Origin of the sequence: Micromonospora sp. WMMD558, from assembly GCF_049315255.1 — a bacterium.
In the GTDB taxonomy this organism is placed as follows: Bacteria; Actinomycetota; Actinomycetes; order Mycobacteriales; family Micromonosporaceae; genus Micromonospora.
Window position 1 is genome coordinate 2,773,681 of the sequence record NZ_CP186061.1, and the last position, 17,124, is coordinate 2,790,804.

A 17,124-nucleotide genomic window follows, 5' to 3' on the forward strand; every position below is an offset into this window, starting at 1 on the left:
TGCTCTGAAAGAGCGCGCCCGGCAGGATTCGAACCTGCGGCCTTGGGATTAGAAGTCCCCTGCTCTATCCGCTGAGCTACGGGCGCGTGTCGTGGATCTCGCGCGAGAAGGGTACCGCCGCGCCCCCGGTCAGCGGGGGAACGGGTGGCGCCGGCCACGTCGACGGCCCAGCCTGCCACGGCCAGCGCCGCAGGTCACCCGGATTGTCCCGGCCGCCCGCCGGGTCGTCGCCCCGTCGTACGCTCGGCGTCGTGCTGCTTGATCCGGACACCGAGAGTGACGTCGCGTACGAGTTGTGCCAGCTCGTCGGGCGTGCGGTCCTGCCGGTCCGCGCGGGCGACGGCCTCGGGACGGCGTTCTTCTTCGCGACGGCCGACGGCGGGGAGTACCTGCTGACGGCGGACGCGCTCACGCGGTCCGCGACCGGCGAGGTCGGGTTGCGACCCAGCCTGACCGAGCCGGCGGACGTCGCCGGGGACGCGCTCACCGTGCCGGACTTCGTCGGGCGGTGGAGCCGGCCGGGCGCCGGTGCGGCGGCCATGCCGACCGCCGGGCTGCACGAGCTGGCGGAGGGCGCGGGCTGGCGGTGGCGTACCCAACAGGTGCCGGAGGTGATCGCCGCCGACAGCGACGCGATCGCCGGTATCGGCGCGGAGCCGGGCTCCGCCATCGTCCTCGCGCTGGGCGTCGGCGAGGGCGGCGCGCGGCCGTTGGAGGTGGCCATCGAACGGTACGCGCGGGACGGCGACACCGTCCGGCTCACCGCCGACCTGCCCGACGGGTACGTGGGCGCGCCCGTCTTCGCGGTGCTCGCCGGAAGCGCCGGCGAGGTCGAGCTGAGCTGCCTCGGCCTGGTGCTCCCCGCCGACGGGAGCGGCCACCCGCTGGCCACGTTCGACACCATCCGGGCGGCCGTCGCCGACCTCGCTGGCTGAACCCGGCTCAGCCCTGCGGTACGGCGGCCTCCGCCTCCGGCCGGCGGGGCGCCGGCGGTGCGCCCTCCACCGCCGCGCGCTCCTCCGCCGTGACCGTCGGCCCGGCGCCGAGGAAGGCGTCGGCCCAGCGCCCCACCTCGGCGAGGACCTTCTCGCGTACGGCGGGGCCGGAGAGCGTGAGGTCGTGCAGGCCGCCGTCGAAGCGGGCCAGGGTGACGTGCCGGCCCAGCCGGGGCGCCCAGCGGACCATGTGCTCCACGTCCAGCACGGCGTCGGCGAGGGAGGCCCCGTCCTGCCACTTGAGCCCTTTGAAGCTCCGCGTGGACGCGGCGACCAGCACCGGCACCGGGATGTCGAGACCGGCCCGGAGCCGCTGCTGGCCCCGGCGGATCGCGGCCAGCCAACCGGCCCGCACCGGGAACCCGGCGAGCGGTTTCCAGGCCAGGTCGTACCTCCACTCGCCGCGGTGGTCGGCGTGGAGGCTCTCGCCGTACACCGTGCCGAGGCCGGCGCGGATGACGCGCCTGGGCGCGCTGCGGGCCAGGCGCGCGACGGCGGCCGCGCCGGGTCGCCGCAGCACCCACGGAAGGTTGAGGTCGAAGAAGGGGCTGTTGAGGAAGAGCCCGTCGACCAGGCCGGCGTCGCGTCGGGCGTGCGCCCAGAGCGAGATGATCAGGCCGCCGGTGGAGTGACCAATGCCGAGCACGATGTCGTGCCCGTCGTCCTCGCGGATGATCTCGGCGGCCGCGTCCAGCTCGGGAAGGTACTCGTCGAGGTCGAGGCAGAAGTTCGGCGTCTGGCGCGGGAGCAGGCTGCGCCCGTACTTCCGCAGGTCCAGCGCGTAGAAGTCCCAGCCCCGCTCGACGAAGAAGTCGGCCAGGTGGGTCTGGAAGAAGTAGTCGACGAAGCCGTGGACGTAGAGCACGGCCCGCCGGGTGGGCCGGTCGGCGCGGCGGCGGACCAGGGTGGCCACCACCGGGCCCTCGTCGTCGGTGCCCAGGTCGATCGTGTGCCGCTCGTACGGCGGCCCCAGCACGTCCGGTTCCACGACAGCGACGGTACGCCCGCAAGCTACCCGGCGGTAGCCCTCCTCCGCGTGGCGGGCGGAGGAGGGCGTACGTCTCAGGCCGTCTCGGCGTCGGCGCGGGCCGGCTCGGTGTTGCCGACCTGCTGGTCGTCCGGTTGCGGCCCGGTGTCGCGCAGGTGCTTGTTGTGCCGGGGCTCCTGGCGGGTCTTCGCGTCGTTCAGCCGGCGCCGCAGGTCGTCGCGCACGTCGTTCAGCGCGGCGTGCAGGTCCTCCTCGGTGGAGGTGGTGACGATCTTCTGCCGGCCGGCGATCCAGCACTCCAGGGTGACCTTCTGGCCCTTGGCCGCGCGGTCCTTGACCGACACCTCCAGTTCGGTGGCGTCGGCGTGGAAGCCGGCCAGCCGGGCGTTGAGGGTGGCGAACTGTTCCGCGATCCAGGCCCGGTCGCTCTGCGAGAAGCCCGCTCCGACGCGCAGGCACTCCGCGACGGTGGCCGGATTGGTCACGGCGCTCATCGCTGGCTCCGCCGGGTGCCGGTGGTGGTCGTCGTCATGATCGCTGACCTTTCGTTCGGGGTGCTGTGCCGTTGATCAAAGCCATACCCAACGGCTTCCGGTCCGGAACGTGATCGACCCCCGCGGCCGGCCTGCGTGTCTCGACACAGGCCTTAGCACACCGGGGCCTTGATCAGGTTGTTGTCCACAGGCGGCCTCGCTGTCCACAGATCGGTGCTCCGGGATCGCGGTGTACGTCCGCGGCGGCCAGGCTCGATGCCGAGTCGACTCGCTGATGGCAAGCCCGATCTCCCCTGGAGGGACGATGTTCGACACCTACGTCACGATCGTGGGCAACGTGCTCACCACACCCGAGTGGCGCCGTACCACCCAGAGCCAGACCCTGGTGGCCAACTTCAAGGTCGCCTCCACCGCCCGCCGCCTCGACCGCGACAGCGGCCGCTGGGTGGACGGGAACAGCCTCCGCGTCCGCGTGAACTGCTGGCGGAAGCTGGCCGAGGGCGTCGCCGCCTCGGTGATGGTCGGCGACCCGGTGATCGTGTGCGGGCGGCTCTACACCCGCGACTGGACCGACGACGCCGGCAACCACCGCACCCTCTACGAGCTGGAGGCCGTCGCCGTGGGGCACGACCTCTCCCGGGGGCGCGGCCGGTTCCTGCGCAACCGCCCGACGAGGGCGACCAGCGCCGTGGAGGACGCCGAGGCCGAGCGGCGCGTCCACGGCGAGCCGACCGAGCTGGTGCCGCCCGCCGAGGCGCCGGCCCTGCCCGATGCCCGGCCGCTCGACGACGACTTCGAGCTGCCCGAGTTCGCGGCGGCGCGAAGCCGGTCCGAGTCGCTGAGCTTCAGCGGGATGGACCCGCTGGACGGCCCGCTGGAAGCCGCGCCGGCCGAGCCCGACCCGGAGGACGACGACTCCGACCTGACCGAGGACTCCGGCGAGGACGCGGGCCCGGCCGGTGCTCCCGAGCCGGGCCTGCACGGGACGGCGGACCTGGTCGGGGAGACGGATCGGCTCGGTGCGGCGGACCGTGAGACGGACCCGCTCGGTGAGACGGACCCGCTCGGCGGGTCCGAGGCCGGGCCGGTTGCCGGTGGTCGGGGCCGGCGAGGCCGAAACCGGGTGCCGACGCCGGCCTGACCGGGGTCGGCTCTGCGCGGCGTGGCTCTGCACGCTCGGTCGGCCCTGCGTCGGGGTGGCCTTGCGTCGGGTGGCTCTGCGTCGGGGTGGCTCTGCGTTGGGTCAGCCCTGTGTCGGGGTGGCTCTGCGTCGGGTCGGGACCGTCCGGGGCTGGGCTGCCCGGTCGCTGGGGCGAACGGGGGCGGGGTGGCGGCGGTTGCCGCCGTCACCCCGCAGGCCGGCGGACCGAGCTCGGGCGATCGTCATGATCGGATATGGCTCAGCGGCTGTCGTGGCGGCGTGTCGAGTCGGTGGAACGTATTCGATCATGGGCGGGTGGGCGGGCGGTGCGGGTGCGCGGTGGTCGCTACACATCGTGATCGGTCGGGGCGGCGGGCGGGAGGGGGCGGGGGAGGGCTCGGTTAGGCTGGCCGGCCGGAGGTGATGGCCGGTGCGGCAGGCGACGCCGGTGGCGACCGCGGCGGGACTGGTCGCGGGGTACGCGCTGGATGCCCTGATCGGCGACCCGCGCCGGTGGCACCCCGTGGCCGGGTTCGGCCGCGCGGCCGGTGCCCTGGAACGGCGGATCTACCGGCCCGAGCGGACAGCCGGTGCGGCGTACGCGGCATTGGCGGTGGGCGCGCCGGTGCTGCTCGGGGCGGCGGCGACGGTCGCCACCCGGCGGCGTCCGTTGGCCCGCGCCGTCCTCGTGGCAGCCGGAACGTGGACGGTGCTCGGCGGGCGTACCCTGCGGCGCGAGGCCACGGTGATGGGCCGGGCGCTGCGCGACGGCGACCTGCCGGGAGCCCGGCAGCGGCTCGGTCACCTGTGCGGGCGGGACCCGTCGGCGCTGGACGAGCCCGAACTGGCGCGCGCCACCGTCGAGTCGGTCGCCGAGAACACCTCCGACGCGGTCGTCGCGCCCCTCTTCTGGGGCGCGGTCGCCGGCCTGCCCGGCCTGCTCGGCTACCGCGCGGCGAACACGCTCGACGCGATGGTCGGCCACCGCTCGCCCCGGTACGCCCGGTTCGGGACGCCGGCCGCGCGCCTCGACGACGTGCTCAACCTCGTCCCGGCCCGGCTGACCGGGCTGCTGACGGTGGCCGTGGCCCCGGTGGCGCACGGCGACCGGGCGCGGACTTGGCGGACCTGGCGCCGGGACCGCAACGACCATCCCAGCCCCAACGCGGGGCAGTGCGAGGCGGCGATGGCCGGGGCACTGGGCGTCCGGCTCGGCGGTCGCAACGTCTACTTCGGCCGCTCCGAGGTCCGCCCGTACCTCGGTGACGGGCCGCGTCCGGAGGCCCGCCACCTGCCCCGGGCTGCCCGGATCTCCGGTGCGGTGGGGCTCGCCGCGCTGGGGCTCGCGGCGGCGTACCCGCTGACCGCCGGCCGCCTGGCCGCCGCCGCCGGACGCCGGCTCGCGGCAGGGCTGGGCGCCCGCGCCGGCCGCGGCGCGGTGGGAACCGGCGTCCGGACGGGCCGGGTCGCCCCGGCATCCGCCCTCCGGGCCGGCCGCGGGCCCGCCGCGGGCGCGGGCAGCACGAGCGGGCGAGGGAGCGGGCGGTGAGCGGCGGCCTGCTGGTCGCCGGCACCACGTCCGACGCGGGCAAGAGCGTGCTCACCGCCGGCATCTGCCGCTGGCTGCACCGGCGGGGCGTGAAGGTCGCGCCGTTCAAGGCGCAGAACATGTCGAACAACTCGGCCGTGGTGGTCGGCCCGGACGGGCGCGGCGGGGAGATCGGGCGTGCCCAGGCCATGCAGGCGGCCGCCTGCGGGGTCCCGCCGGACCTGCGGTTCAACCCGGTGCTGCTCAAGCCGGGCAGCGACCTCGCCAGCCAGGTCGTGTTGCTGGGCGAGGCCGTCGACACGATCACGGCCGGCACGTTCCGGCAGCTGCGCCCCCGCCTCGCCGAGACCGCGTACGCGGCGCTGGCCGAGCTGCGGGCGGCGTACGACGTGGTGATCTGCGAGGGGGCGGGCAGCCCGGCGGAGGTCAACCTGCGGGCCGGCGACTACGTCAACATGGGGTTGGCCCGGCACGCCGGCCTGCCCACGATCGTGGTCGGTGACATCGACCGGGGCGGCGTGTTCGCTTCGATGTTCGGCACCGTCGCCCTGCTCGATCCGGCCGACCAGGCCCTGATCGCCGGTTTCGTCATCAACAAGTTCCGCGGCGACCTGGGGCTGCTCCGGCCGGGGCTGGACATGCTGCGCCAGGTCACCGGCCGCCCGACGTACGGGGTGCTGCCCTGGGCGCTCGACCTCTGGCTGGACGCGGAGGACTCGCTCGCGTACGGGCGGGTGCTGGGCCGGCCGGCCGCCCCGCGCGGCGACGAGTGGCTGGACGTGGCCGTGGTCCGGCTACCCAGGATCAGCAACGCTACCGACGTCGAGGCGCTCGCCACCGAACCCGGCGTGCGGGTGCGCCTCACCGTCGAGCCGGCCGAACTCGCCGCCGCCGACCTGGTCGTGCTGCCCGGTTCGAAGTCGACCGTGGCGGACCTGGCCTGGTTGCGGGAGACCGGGCTGGCCGACGCGGTGCTGGCCCACGCCGCCGCCGGGCGCCCCCTGCTCGGCGTCTGCGGCGGGTTCCAGATGCTCGCCCGCGCGATCCACGACCCGGTGGAGAGCCGGCGGGGCAGCGTGCCCGGCCTCGGCCTGCTGCCGATCGAGGTCACCTTCGACCCCCGCAAGACCGTGCGCCAGTCGGCCGGCACGGCGTGGGGCGGTGTCCCGGTCCGCGGCTACGAGATCCACCACGGGTACGTCTCGTCCGCCGACCCGGACCTCACCCCGCTGCTCGCGTACGCCGACGGTGCCGGCGAGGGCGCGGTCGCCGGGGCGGTGTACGGGACGCACTGGCACGGCGCGTTCGAGTCGGACGCCTTCCGCCGCCGCTTCCTGACCGAGGTGGCCCGGCAGGCCGGGCGGGGCGGCTTCCGGGTCGCCCCGGACACGTCCTTCGCCGCCGCCCGCGAAGGTTCGCTGGACCTGCTCGGCGACCTCGTCGAGGAGCACCTGGACACCGACGCCCTGTGGCGGCTCATCGAGGCCGGCCCGCCCTCCGGCCTCCCGTTCATCCCGCCGGGCGCCCCGATCGGGTGACGCGTCGTACCTGGGGACAGCGAGCGGGACAGCGCCTGTTCGTCGGGTGTGGAATCCTCCCTCGGTGACGATGACCATCGCTGGCAGGAGCACTCTCGCGCTCCTTCTGCTAGCCCTGTCCGCCTGCGCGAAAGTACCTTCCGCGGAACCCGTCGCGCCGAGCGCTCCGGCGACCCCGTTGGCCGCCTACCAGATCGTGGACAACCTCTGCGAGCGCCTCGACCATGCCTGGCTCCAGGAGTTGGCGGGGGTGCCGCCGAAGCTCAAGACCTTCGAGCCGCTGCCCGGTAAGGAGAACCACGGCATGTGCCACGCCGGCGCTGGCAGCACGGACCGACGGACGTTGATCCTGGTCAGGATCAGCACCACCGTCGAGCGGGCCGAACCGGCGGACATCGGGCTGCCGAAGAACGCCAGGCAGTTGAGCGGTGTGGGAGACCGGGCCTGGATCAAGTTCGGTAAGCCGATCACCCATCCGAACGAGCAGTTCGGGGGTGAAACCACCCTTCGCATCGACGACCTCATGGTGGCGGCGGGGCCGGCCCGGGTATCCGTCACGATCTCGTTGGACGCCCCATCCGTCCCCGAGGAGTCCGCGGCTGAGGCCCTGCTCACCGCGTACGCGCGGAGGAGTCTGGAGCTGATGGCCGGCGGTCAGTAGCGGACGTCGGCGGGGCGGTCGGACATCGGCAGTCCCGCCTCCCGCCACCCGTCCACGCCACCGATGACGTCGGTGGCCCGGTGCAGACCGAGCGCCCGCAGGCTCGCCACCGCGAGGCTGGAGCTGTAGCCCTGGCGGCACACCACCACGATCTTCAGGTCGTACCCGGTGGCCTCGGGGATCCGCCAGGCGCTCGCCGGGTCCAGCCGCCACTCCAGGACCGTGCGGTCGATGACGATCGCGCCGGGCAGGTCACCCTGCTCCCGCCGGTGCGCGTCGGTGCGAATGTCGATCAGCAACGCCCCGGTGCGGACCGCCTCGACCGCCTGGTGCGGGGTCAGCCGGCGCACCCCGGCCCGGGCCTGTTCCAGCAGGGCGTCGACGCCCGGACTCATCACGCTGTGGGACACGAGCCGATCATGCCGCCCAGCCCGGGGCTGCGCCGCCGGAACGGTCCGGCTGCCCACCACGACCGCCCGAACGGGCGACGGGCCGCCGGTCCCGTCGGCACCGCCCGCTACGGTCGGCGCGTGGAGGTGGCGGTGCTGGAGGCGTACGCCCGGTTGGCGCGCCGGGTGCGGGCGGCCCCGGCGCGGCTGGGACGGACCCGGCTGGTGGCCGTCGACGGGCCCAGCGGCGCGGGCAAGAGCTGGTTCGCCGCGCGGCTCGCGGACGCCCTCGCCGAGCTGCCCGGCGACGCCCGGCCACCGGTGGTGCACACCGACGACCTGCTCGACGGCTGGGACGACCAGCTCACCTTCTGGTCCCGGCTGGAGGAGTGCGTCCTCGCGCCGGTCCGCGCGGGCCGGCCGGGGGCGTACCGGCGGTACAGCTGGGTCCGCCGGGAGTTCCTGCCCCGGCCGGTGCCGGTGCCGGTGACGCCGGTGCTCCTCCTGGAGGGGGTGAGCGCGGCGCGCGCCGCGGCGGCGCCCGACCTGACCCTGGCCGTGTTCGTCACCGCCCCGCCGGAGCTGCGGCTCACCCGCGCGGTGGCCCGGGACGGTCCGGGCATCCTCCCCGAGCTGCGCCGCTGGCACGCGGGCGAGCGGGCCCACTTCGCCGCCGACGGCACCGAGGAACGGGCCGACCTGGTGGTCGACGGAGCGCCGGAGCTGCCGCACGACCGGTCCCGCTACTACCTGCGGCGGGGCGGCTCGGGTAAGGCCGGCATACGATGCCGGTCATGACCACACCGATCATGTCCGAGTCCGACCTGCGGGCCGCCGTCGAGCGGGAACTGCCCGGCGTCCGCGCCGACCTCGAACGCCTCGTCCGCATCCCCGGCATCGCGTTCGACGGCTTCGACCACTCGCACGTGGAGCGGTCCGCCGAGGCGGTCGCCGAGCTGCTGCGCGGCTGCGGCCTCGACGTGAAGATCGTGCGCTCCGGCGGCCAGCCGGCCGTGATCGGGACGAAGCCCGCCCCGCCCGGCGCGCCGACGGTGCTGCTCTACGCGCACCACGACGTGCAGCCGGTCGGCGACCTGTCCCTGTGGGAGTCGGACCCGTTCGAGCCGGTGGAGCGGGACGGCCGCCTCTACGGGCGCGGCGCCGCCGACGACAAGGCGGGCATCATGGCGCACGTCGCGGCGCTGCGCGCGTTCGGTGACGCGCTCCCGGTCGGCGTGGTGCTCTTCATCGAGGGCGAGGAGGAGTACGGCTCCGACTCCCTGGAGCAACTGCTGGCCGAGCACCGGGACGAGATCGCATCCGATGTCATCGTGATCGCCGACTCCGGCAACTGGGACATCGGCGTGCCGGCGCTGACCACGTCGCTGCGCGGCATCGTGAACTGCTTCGTCGAGGTGCGGACGCTGGACCACGCCGTGCACAGCGGCATGTTCGGCGGCGCGGTGCCGGACGCGCTCACCGCGCTGGTCCGGCTGCTCGCCACCCTGCACGACGACGCGGGGAACGTCGCCGTCGACGGGCTGGTCGGCCGGGAGGGCGCCGCCGTCGACTACCCGGAGGACCGGGTCCGCGTCGAGGCCGGGCTCGCCGAGGGCGTGCAGTTCATCGGCACCGGCCGGATCACCGACCGGCTCTGGACCAAGCCGGCCCTGGCCGTGCTCGGCGTCGACGCGCCGGCCACCGGGGAGGCCCCGAACGCCCTGGTTCCGACCGCGAAGGCCAAGCTCAGCGTGCGGCTCGCGCCGGGCGACGACCCCAAGCGGGCGTACCCGGCGCTGCGCGCCCACCTGGAGAAGCATGCCCCGTGGGGCGCCCAGGTGACGGTGACGTTCGAGCACGACGGCGACCCGTGCGTCATCGACGCCTCCGGCCCGATGTTCGACGCCGCCCGCTCCGCGTTCCGCACCGCCTGGGACGGCACCGACCCGGTGGACATCGGCGTGGGCGGCTCGATCCCGTTCATCGCCACGTTCCAGGAGATGTTCCCGGCCGCCGCGATCCTGGTGACCGGTGTGGAGGACCCGCACGCCCGGGCGCACGGCCCCAACGAGAGCCTGCATCTCGGCGAGTTCGCCCGGGTCTGCCTCGCCGAGGCGCTGCTGCTGCGCAACGTGGCCGGAGCGGCCCGCGGGTGAGCTGAGCCGGGCCTGGTGTCGGATCCGTAACTTCCTGGTCCATCTGGGAGTTTGCGGTGTGTCGGGCGCGGGGCTGTTATAGCCTTTCGTACATGAGTACGAACGAGGTGATGGCCCGCCTGGAGGCCGCCGTCAGCGCTCTGGGGGACGTCGACGTCTCCGCGTGGCCCGAGGACACGCTCAAGGACCAGCTCGGTGAGCTGTCCGCCGCCCTGGTCGCGCTCGACTCGCTGCTGTCCCGGGTCGCCGACGAGGTGCGCGCCCGTGGCCTGCGCATCGAGGAGCCCGTCTCGGCCTGACCACGCGGATGCCCGGGTGGTGTCGGGGGTGGCTGGCAGGATGGAGCCCGTGCGGTTCCTGGACCTGGCAGCCACCTCCGCCGCTGTCGCCGCGACCAGCGGTCGCCGCGCCAAGGTGGAGCTGCTCGCCGACGCGTTGCGGCGCCTCGAGCCGGGCGAGGTGGCGGCCGGCTCCGGCTACCTCGCCGGTGAGCTGCGGCAGCGTCAGACCGGGGTGGGCTGGGCGAGCCTGCGTGACCTGCCGGCACCGGCCGACACGCCGACGTTGACGGTGGCCGCGGTGGACGCGGCGATCGAGGACATCTCGTCGGTTCGCGGGGCGGGCTCCCAGGCCCGACGCCGCGCGCTGCTGCACGGGCTCTACGCGTCGGCGACGGCCGACGAGCAGCGGCTGCTGACCGGGCTGTTCAGCGGGGAGCTGCGCCAGGGCGCCCAGGCCGGGCTCCTCGCCGACGCGGTGGCCCGCGCCGCGGAGGTGCCGGTCGCGGCGGTCCGCCGGGCCCTGCTGCTCGCCGGTGACCTGCGCGCGGTGGCGGTGGCGGCGCTCGACGGCGGCGCGGCCGCGCTGGCCGCGTTCGGTCTCCAGGTCGGGCGTCCGCTCGCACCGATGCTGGCGCAGAGCGCCCCGTCGGTCGACGAGGCGCTCCTCGCCACCGGCGTGCCCGCCGTGGTCGACGTCAAGCTCGACGGCATCCGCATCCAGGTGCACCGCTCGGGGCAGGACATCGCCGTGTTCACCCGCAGCCTCGACGACATCACCGTCCGGGTGCCGGAGGTGGTCGCGGCGGTGCGCGCGCTGCCCGCCCGTGAGCTGGTGCTCGACGGCGAGGCCATCGGGCTGGACGCGGCCGGCCGCCCGCTGCCCTTCCAGGAGACCTCCAGTCGGGCGGCGCGCCGCACGACACCCAGCACCACCGGCGGCAGCCCGGTCGCCCCGGCCGTGCTCGCGGCCGCCGGGACGACCGGCCAGACCGTGCTCACGCCGTACTTCTTCGACCTGCTGCACCTCGACGGCGAGGACCTGATCGACCGGCCGGGCCGGGAACGGTGGGCTGCGCTGGCCGCCGCGATCGACCCGCAGCTACTGGTCGGACGGGTGGAGGTCGACGGCCCGGCGGCGGCGGGGGCGGCGTTCGCGGCCGCCGTCGACGCCGGGCAGGAGGGGGTGGTGGTGAAGTCCCCGGATGCCCCCTACGACGCCGGCCGCCGCGGTGCCGCCTGGGTCAAGGTCAAACCCCGGCACACCCTGGACCTGGTGGTCCTCGCGGTCGAGTGGGGCAGCGGCCGACGCCAGGGCTGGCTGTCGAACCTGCACCTCGGCGCGCGCGACCCCCGCACCGGGGAGTTCGTCATGCTCGGCAAGACCTTCAAGGGGCTCACCGACGAGTTGCTGCGCTGGCAGACCGGGCGTTTCCTCGACCTGGCGGTGGAGAAGGGCGACTGGGTGGTGCGGGTCCGTCCCGAGCAGGTCGTCGAGATCGCCTTCGACGGCGTGCAGAGCAGCTCCCGCTACCCGGGCGGGATGGCGCTGCGCTTCGCCCGCGTGGTGCGCTACCGGGACGACAAGACCGCGGCGGAGGCGGACACGATCGACGCGGTGCGCGCCATCCACGCCGGCCGCGCCACCGGCTGACGCGATCAGGCCGGCGCGGGTTCGGCCGCGCGGTCGGCGGGTCGCTCCGGCGCCACACCGGCGCGGCGGCGGGCCTCCCGCCGCGCGAAGAAGCCGTAGCCGAACAGGGTCATGCCGGAGAAGATCCACCACTGCACGACGTAGCCGAAGTTCTGCCAGTTGTTCGTGTAGCCGACGGGGATCGCCGCGAAGGCCGGATCGGCCGCCGGGGTCTGCTCGTCGAGCAGCACGTACGCCCCGTGCACCGGGTAGGGCAGCTCGCGGGCCAGCCGGGGCAGCATGATGCGGCGCGTCTCGAGCTTGCCGTCGCGCCGGGCGACCGGGACGGAGCCGCCCTCGCCGGGACGGACCCGGCCGATCACGGTCACCTCACCGGCGGGCGTCGCCGGCACCGCCGGCTGAGCGGTCGCGTCGCCCCCGGGTGCGGGCGGGATCCAGCCGCGGTCCACCAGGACGGCGGTGCCGTCGGCCAGGACCAGCGGGGTGAGCACCTCGAAGCCGACCGTACGGTCCACCGAGCGGCCCCGGACCAGGATCACGTTCGAGTCGTCGTAGCGGCCGGTGACGGTGACCTTCGTCCAGGTCTGCTCGTCGGTGGGCGGCTGCCCGGCGGTGCCGGCGTCCCCGACCGGGGCGGCCACCGCGTCGCGCAGCGGCACCGGCGTCATCCGCCGGCCGGCGTCGATCCGCTCGTTGATCTCCGTCCGCTCGTGGTAGCGGTCCAGCTGCCAGTTGCCGAGCAGCACCATCGCCGCCGCCGCGACCAGGGTCAGCGCGAGCGCGCCCAACCAGCGCGGCGTCAGCAGGAACCGGTACACGACCATCAGATTACCCGTATGACCTGGGCCACCGACCCGCGCGACCCGGCGGCGACGCGACCGGGCGCCGCGGTGACGCTCCCACGTCGGTCCCGTCCGCTATCGTCACGCGGGCGGACCGCGCCGTCGGTCCACCCCGCGTACCCGCCGCCGCCCGCGAGGGAGTCGATGATGACCGTCGTGCCGCGTCTGGTGCTCAGTGCGCCCTCCTCCGGGCATGGGACGAACATGCTGGCGATCGGGCTGCTCGCCGCGCTCGCCGACCGGGGGGTGACGGTCGCCGGTTTCAAGGTCGGGCCGGACCGGGTCGACGCCGCATACCTCGGGCTGGCCGCCGGCCGGCCCGGGCGCACGCTCGACCCCCGCCTGGTCGGCGCGGAGCGGATCGCCCCGCTGGTCGCGCACGGCGCCGCCAGCGCCGGGCTCGCGGTGGTGCAGGGCAGCATGGGGCTGTACGACTCGCTGACCGGCCACCCGGAGACCGAGTCGACCGCGGCGGTCGCCACCGCGTTGCGCAGCCCGGTCGTGCTGGTGGTCGACGTGGCCGCCATGGGCCAGTCGGTGGCCGCCCTGGTGCACGGCTTCCGGGCGTACGACGAGCAGCTCTGGCTGGGCGGCGTGATCCTCAACCGGGTCGCCTCCGGGCGGCACGAGGCGTTGCTGCGCGAGGCGCTGGACGACGTCGGCGTGCCGGTCTACGGCGCGCTGCGCCGGCAGGACCTGCCGCCGGTGCTGCCGGCCCGCCGGCACGGGACGGTGCCGGTGGTCACCGCGTCCGCCGAGGCCGACCGGGCGGTCCGCCGGCTCGGCGAGGCGGTGGCGGCGACCGTCGACCTGGAACGGCTGCTGGGGCTGGCGCGCTCCGCGCCGCCGCTGAGCGTGGCAGCGTGGTCGCCGGAGGCCGAGGTGGGGGCCGCCGAGGCGCCGGCGACCGGCGAGCGACCGCTGATCGCGGTGGCCGGGGGCGCCGGCGGCGGCTACAGCCACGCCGAGACGACCGAGTTGCTGCGGGCCGCCGGTGCCGAGGTGGTGACCCTGGATCCGCTGCACGACGAGGCGCTGCCCGCCGGCACCCGCGCGCTCGTCGTCGGCGGGGGCCTGCCCGAGTCGTACGCCGAGCGCCTGTCGGCCAACCGCCGGCTCTGCATCGCGGTCGCCGAGCTGGCCCGCACCGGCCGCCCGGTCGTCGCCGAGGGCACCGGGCTGCTGTGGCTGGCCCGGGAGCTGGACGGCCTTCCCATGTGCGGGGTGCTCGACGCGGTCGGCAGCAGCCGGGAGGGTCTCGTGGTGGGCTACCGCACGGCGACGGCGGCGACCGACAGTGTGGTTGCCGCAGCCGGTGCGACGGTGACCGGACACAAGGAGCATCGGGCGGTGCTCACGCCGCGGGCCGGGCAGCGGCCGGCCTGGACCTGGGACGGCGGGACCCCCGAGGGCTTCGTCTGGCGGGGTGTGCACGCCTCGCAGCTGACGCTGCACTGGGCCGCGCACCCGCGGCTGGCCGCCCGGGTGGTCGCCGCCGCCGCGCAGGCGGAGCCCGCCGAGTCCCCGGCCGGCGGGGTCCCCGCGTGATCGGTCAGGTGGCGGTCCGCCGGTTCCCGGAGCTGACGGTCTCCACACCGCGAACGGAGGTGCGGCCCCTGACGGCGGCCGACGCGAAGGCGGCTGACGAGGTCTTCGCCGACCGTCAGACCCAGCGCTGGCTGCCCGTGGCGGAGGAGACCGGCCAGATCGACGGGCACGCCTGGTGCACCGACCTGGCGCGGCAGCGGCGCGACAGCGGCGACGGGGACCACTACGCGGTGCTCCGGCGGGAGGACGACCGGGTGGTCGGGTGCCTCTGGACGCGGCGTACCGACTGGGGCGCCCGGTGCACGGAGGTCTCGTACGCGATGGCGGCGCACGCCCGCGGCTTCGGGCTGGCCGTCGAGGCGGTGGACGCGCTCGCCATCGCCCTGCTCCTGGAACACGGCTTCCAGCGGGTCGAGCTGCGCGTCGCGCCGGGCAACGTCGCGTCGCGGCGGCTCGCCGAGAAGGCCGGTTTCAGCTACGAGGGTCTGCTCCGCAACGCCGGGTACGTGCGCGGCGCGCGGGTCGACCTGGAGCTGTGGTCCCTGGTCGCCGCCGACCTGCACTAGCGGGCCGGTGTCGGCGCGGCTCGCGCCGGGGCGTCGACACCGGCGCCGGCCACCGGGCGGTGGATTCGGCGACGGCGCTCAGCCGACGATCGAGTCCGACGGCGGGGTGAACTGGCGTACCGGCTTGCCTTTCAGCGCCTCCTTCAGGGTGTTCGAGACCGCCGCGATGGGGATCTGCGACTGGCCGTCACCCACCGCGTTGAACGGGTTGTCCGGATCGGATATGAAGCTCGCCGCCGCCAGCTCCGGGGTGAACCCGACGAACCAGGCCGACCGGGTGCTGTCGGTGGTACCGGTCTTGCCGGCGACCGGCCGGCCGACCGTGCCGCGGACGCTGTCGGCCGTCGACCAGCCCCCGCAGCTGCCCTTCGCCGGGGTGTCACCGGTGGGGCACCGCGCGGCGTCGGTGGCGGCCCGGGCGGCGTCGGCTTCGACCACCTGGCGGCAGCGCGGCTTGGCGACCTCCCGCTCGATCCCGGAGGCGGTCCGGTACATCGCCGGGGTGCCGTCCCGGTTGTAGATCGCCTGCACCGGCATCGCCTCGCAGTACCGGCCCTCCGCGGCGACGGCGGCGTACGCGTTGGCCATCTCCAGCGGGGTGGCGTCGGAGACGCCCAGGGTGAAGGCGCCCCAGGTCTTCGCCTTGGCCGGGGACGCGTGGTCCCGGTCCACGTCGGTACGCCAGCGCAGGCCCAACTGTTCGGCGAGGCGTACCGCGCGGTCCGCGCCGACCTGCTCCTCCAGCCAGACGAAGTACGTGTTCACCGACTTGCCGAAGCCGGACCACATGGTCTGGGTACCGGACATCGCGCCGCTGGCGTTCGACGGCGCCCAGCCGTTGTAGACCTCCGACCGGTACCGGTGCGGCGCGTCGAAGGTCGTGTTCAGGGTCAGGCCGGCGTCGAGCGCGGCGAGCATCGGGAACATCTTGAACGTCGACCCCGCCTGGTAGCCCGGCAGGTCACCGCCGCCGAGCAGGGGGGCCACCGTGTTCGGGTAGTTGGCCTTGACCTTGGGGCCGGCCTCCGGGTTGGAGCTGGGCGGGTTCTCGTCCAGGTTGAGGGAGTAGGTCCGGTTCACCGCCATGGCCTTCACCCGCCCGGTGCCGGGCTCCGTGATCACGATGCCGTTGGCGAACGGGCTGCCGGTGTTGTCCTTGCTGCCGACGTTCTTCTCGGCCGCCGACTGGATCTTCGGGTCCAGGCTCAGCACGATCCGGTATCCGCCCCGGCGGAGCTTGTCCATCCGCTCCAGCGGGTTGTCGCCGAACGCGGGCTGGGCGCTCCACCAGTTCTTCAGGTAGTCGCAGGCGAAGCCCCAGCTGTTCCACTTCTCCGGGACGGAGATGCAGTCGTTGGAGGGGTAGCTGAGCTTCAGCCGGATCGGCTCGGACCTGGCCGCGGCGGCGGCGTCCGGCGAGAGGTAGCCGAGCCCGGCCATCCGGTCCAGCACGTAGTTGCGGCGTGCCGTGGCGTCCTTCTGGTCGGAGGTGGCCGGGTCGTACTGCGACGGTGACTTGACGAGCCCGGCGAGTGTGGCGGCCTCGACCGGCGTGAGGTCCTTCGGGGTCTTCGAGAAGAAGATCTCGCTGGCGGCGTAGATGCCGTACGCGCGGTGGCCGAAGTACGCGGAGTTGAGGTAGCGCTCGAGGATCTGCTCCTTGCTCAACTCCTTCTCCAGGTCCAGGGCCATCCGCATCTCCCGGACCTTGCGGATGCTGGTCTGCTGGGTCGCCTCCTGCACCTCCTTCGGCGTCTTCGCGCTGTCCCGCAGGGCCATCCGGACGTACTGCATGGTGAGGGTGGACGCGCCCTGGGAGACGCCGCTGGACCGGGCGTTGGCGACGAACGCGCGGGCGACGCCCTTCGGGTCGACGCCGCGGTGCTGGTAGAAGCGGGAGTCCTCGGCCGCCACGATCGCCTGCTGGATGTTCGGGGACATGTCGGCGAGCTTCGTGTACTGCCGGTACTCCTCGTAGAACATCGTCAGTACCGTCCTGCCGTCCGGCGCGTAGAGGTACGAGGTCTCCGCGGGCAGGGCGGTCGTGAGGATCTTCGTCTTGTGCTCCAGGGCGTGGGCGGTGACCTTGGCGCCGATGCCGGTGGCGGCGGCGACGGGATAGGCCACGGCGGCGACCACGATGCCGGCGATGAGACCGGCGCGGAGGAGAGGGACGAGACGACCGGCGGCAGCAAGGGGTCGGTTGCTCACACCGCCAAGTTATGACATTTCCGATTCATACCTGAGAAATATTCATAAACCGCGGCGCTCGTGACGCGCCCCACGCCGCGTGGCGCTGTCCCGCGCGCCGCCTTCCCGGCAGGA

General features: G+C 74.6%; 14 protein-coding genes, 1 tRNA gene and 2 pseudogenes. 11 read left to right on the plus strand and 6 right to left on the minus strand.

Translation table 11 applies throughout. The features are described 5' to 3' along the window. Positions 1 to 13 precede the first annotated feature (13 nt). Positions 14 to 86 (minus strand) — tRNA-Arg (locus ACN26Y_RS13510). A gap of 165 nt (positions 87 to 251) precedes the next feature. Here ACN26Y_RS13510 and ACN26Y_RS13515 point away from each other — a divergent pair. Further along, the gene (locus ACN26Y_RS13515) at positions 252 to 935 is read left to right on the plus strand and encodes a hypothetical protein (RefSeq protein WP_155330621.1); all 684 of its coding nucleotides are present in this window, start codon (positions 252 to 254) and stop codon (positions 933 to 935) included. A gap of 7 nt (positions 936 to 942) precedes the next feature. On the opposite strand, the gene ACN26Y_RS13520 is transcribed toward ACN26Y_RS13515, so the two are convergent. Continuing rightward, entirely contained in the window at positions 943 to 1,983 is a 1,041-nt protein-coding gene (locus ACN26Y_RS13520; RefSeq protein WP_155330622.1) for an alpha/beta hydrolase, read from the minus strand. A gap of 74 nt (positions 1,984 to 2,057) precedes the next feature. Further along, positions 2,058 to 2,477 (minus strand): HPF/RaiA family ribosome-associated protein, encoded by a 420-nt coding sequence (locus tag ACN26Y_RS13525; RefSeq protein WP_422734780.1) that lies wholly within the window; start codon positions 2,475 to 2,477, stop codon positions 2,058 to 2,060. Positions 2,478 to 2,781: 304 nt separating this feature from the next. Between ACN26Y_RS13525 and ACN26Y_RS13530 the strand changes: the two genes are divergently transcribed. The 4 genes and pseudogenes from ACN26Y_RS13530 (at position 2,782) to ACN26Y_RS13545 (ending at position 7,366) form a co-directional block, all read left to right on the plus strand. After that, on the plus strand, positions 2,782 to 3,618 hold the full coding sequence (locus ACN26Y_RS13530; RefSeq protein ID WP_230688983.1) for a single-stranded DNA-binding protein: 837 nt from the start codon (positions 2,782 to 2,784) through the stop codon (positions 3,616 to 3,618). Positions 3,619 to 4,048: 430 nt separating this feature from the next. Further along, a pseudogene (locus ACN26Y_RS13535) lies at positions 4,049 to 5,053 on the plus strand (cobalamin biosynthesis protein); the annotation flags it as partial. 110 nt (positions 5,054 to 5,163) lie between these two features. Then, on the plus strand, positions 5,164 to 6,705 hold the full coding sequence (locus ACN26Y_RS13540; RefSeq protein ID WP_422734781.1) for a cobyric acid synthase: 1,542 nt from the start codon (positions 5,164 to 5,166) through the stop codon (positions 6,703 to 6,705). A gap of 64 nt (positions 6,706 to 6,769) precedes the next feature. Next, positions 6,770 to 7,366 (plus strand): hypothetical protein, encoded by a 597-nt coding sequence (locus ACN26Y_RS13545; RefSeq protein WP_155330626.1) that lies wholly within the window; start codon positions 6,770 to 6,772, stop codon positions 7,364 to 7,366. On the opposite strand, the gene ACN26Y_RS13550 is transcribed toward ACN26Y_RS13545, so the two are convergent. Beyond that, positions 7,360 to 7,761, minus strand: a complete 402-nt coding sequence (locus tag ACN26Y_RS13550; RefSeq protein WP_155334072.1) for a rhodanese-like domain-containing protein — start codon at positions 7,759 to 7,761, stop codon at positions 7,360 to 7,362. The genes ACN26Y_RS13545 and ACN26Y_RS13550 overlap by 7 nt on opposite strands. Positions 7,762 to 7,767: 6 nt before the next feature. Between ACN26Y_RS13550 and ACN26Y_RS13555 the strand changes: the two are divergent. The 4 genes and pseudogenes from ACN26Y_RS13555 to ACN26Y_RS13570 all read left to right on the plus strand — a co-directional run. Next, positions 7,768 to 8,575 (plus strand): annotated as a pseudogene (locus ACN26Y_RS13555) (uridine kinase family protein); the annotation flags it as partial. Next, a complete protein-coding gene (locus ACN26Y_RS13560) occupies positions 8,565 to 9,911 on the plus strand; it encodes a dipeptidase (RefSeq protein WP_196255904.1) in 1,347 nt (448 codons plus the stop codon). The pseudogene ACN26Y_RS13555 and the gene ACN26Y_RS13560, both read left to right, overlap by 11 nt. Before the next feature lie 92 nt (positions 9,912 to 10,003). After that, entirely contained in the window at positions 10,004 to 10,210 is a 207-nt protein-coding gene (locus ACN26Y_RS13565) for a hypothetical protein (protein ID WP_155330628.1), read from the plus strand. 49 nt (positions 10,211 to 10,259) lie between these two features. Beyond that, positions 10,260 to 11,843: an ATP-dependent DNA ligase gene (locus ACN26Y_RS13570; protein ID WP_155334073.1), complete on the plus strand. Its 1,584-nt coding sequence runs from the start codon at positions 10,260 to 10,262 to the stop codon at positions 11,841 to 11,843. A gap of 5 nt (positions 11,844 to 11,848) precedes the next feature. On the opposite strand, the gene ACN26Y_RS13575 is transcribed toward ACN26Y_RS13570, so the two are convergent. After that, positions 11,849 to 12,667, minus strand: a complete 819-nt coding sequence (locus ACN26Y_RS13575; RefSeq protein ID WP_422734782.1) for an SURF1 family protein — start codon at positions 12,665 to 12,667, stop codon at positions 11,849 to 11,851. Between the two features lie 165 nt (positions 12,668 to 12,832). On the opposite strand from ACN26Y_RS13575, the gene ACN26Y_RS13580 reads away from it, so the two are divergent. Together ACN26Y_RS13580 and ACN26Y_RS13585 are read left to right on the plus strand one after the other, a co-directional pair. After that, positions 12,833 to 14,233, plus strand: a complete 1,401-nt coding sequence (locus tag ACN26Y_RS13580; protein WP_422734783.1) for a cobyrinate a,c-diamide synthase — start codon at positions 12,833 to 12,835, stop codon at positions 14,231 to 14,233. Further along, complete coding sequence (locus ACN26Y_RS13585) at positions 14,230 to 14,799, plus strand: GNAT family N-acetyltransferase (protein WP_155330631.1); 570 nt, start codon at positions 14,230 to 14,232, stop codon at positions 14,797 to 14,799. The genes ACN26Y_RS13580 and ACN26Y_RS13585 overlap by 4 nt, the downstream gene beginning before the upstream one ends. Positions 14,800 to 14,877: 78 nt before the next feature. On the opposite strand, the gene ACN26Y_RS13590 is transcribed toward ACN26Y_RS13585, so the two are convergent. Further along, positions 14,878 to 17,010 (minus strand): transglycosylase domain-containing protein, encoded by a 2,133-nt coding sequence (locus ACN26Y_RS13590; RefSeq protein WP_155330632.1) that lies wholly within the window; start codon positions 17,008 to 17,010, stop codon positions 14,878 to 14,880. Positions 17,011 to 17,124: the final 114 nt, after the last annotated feature.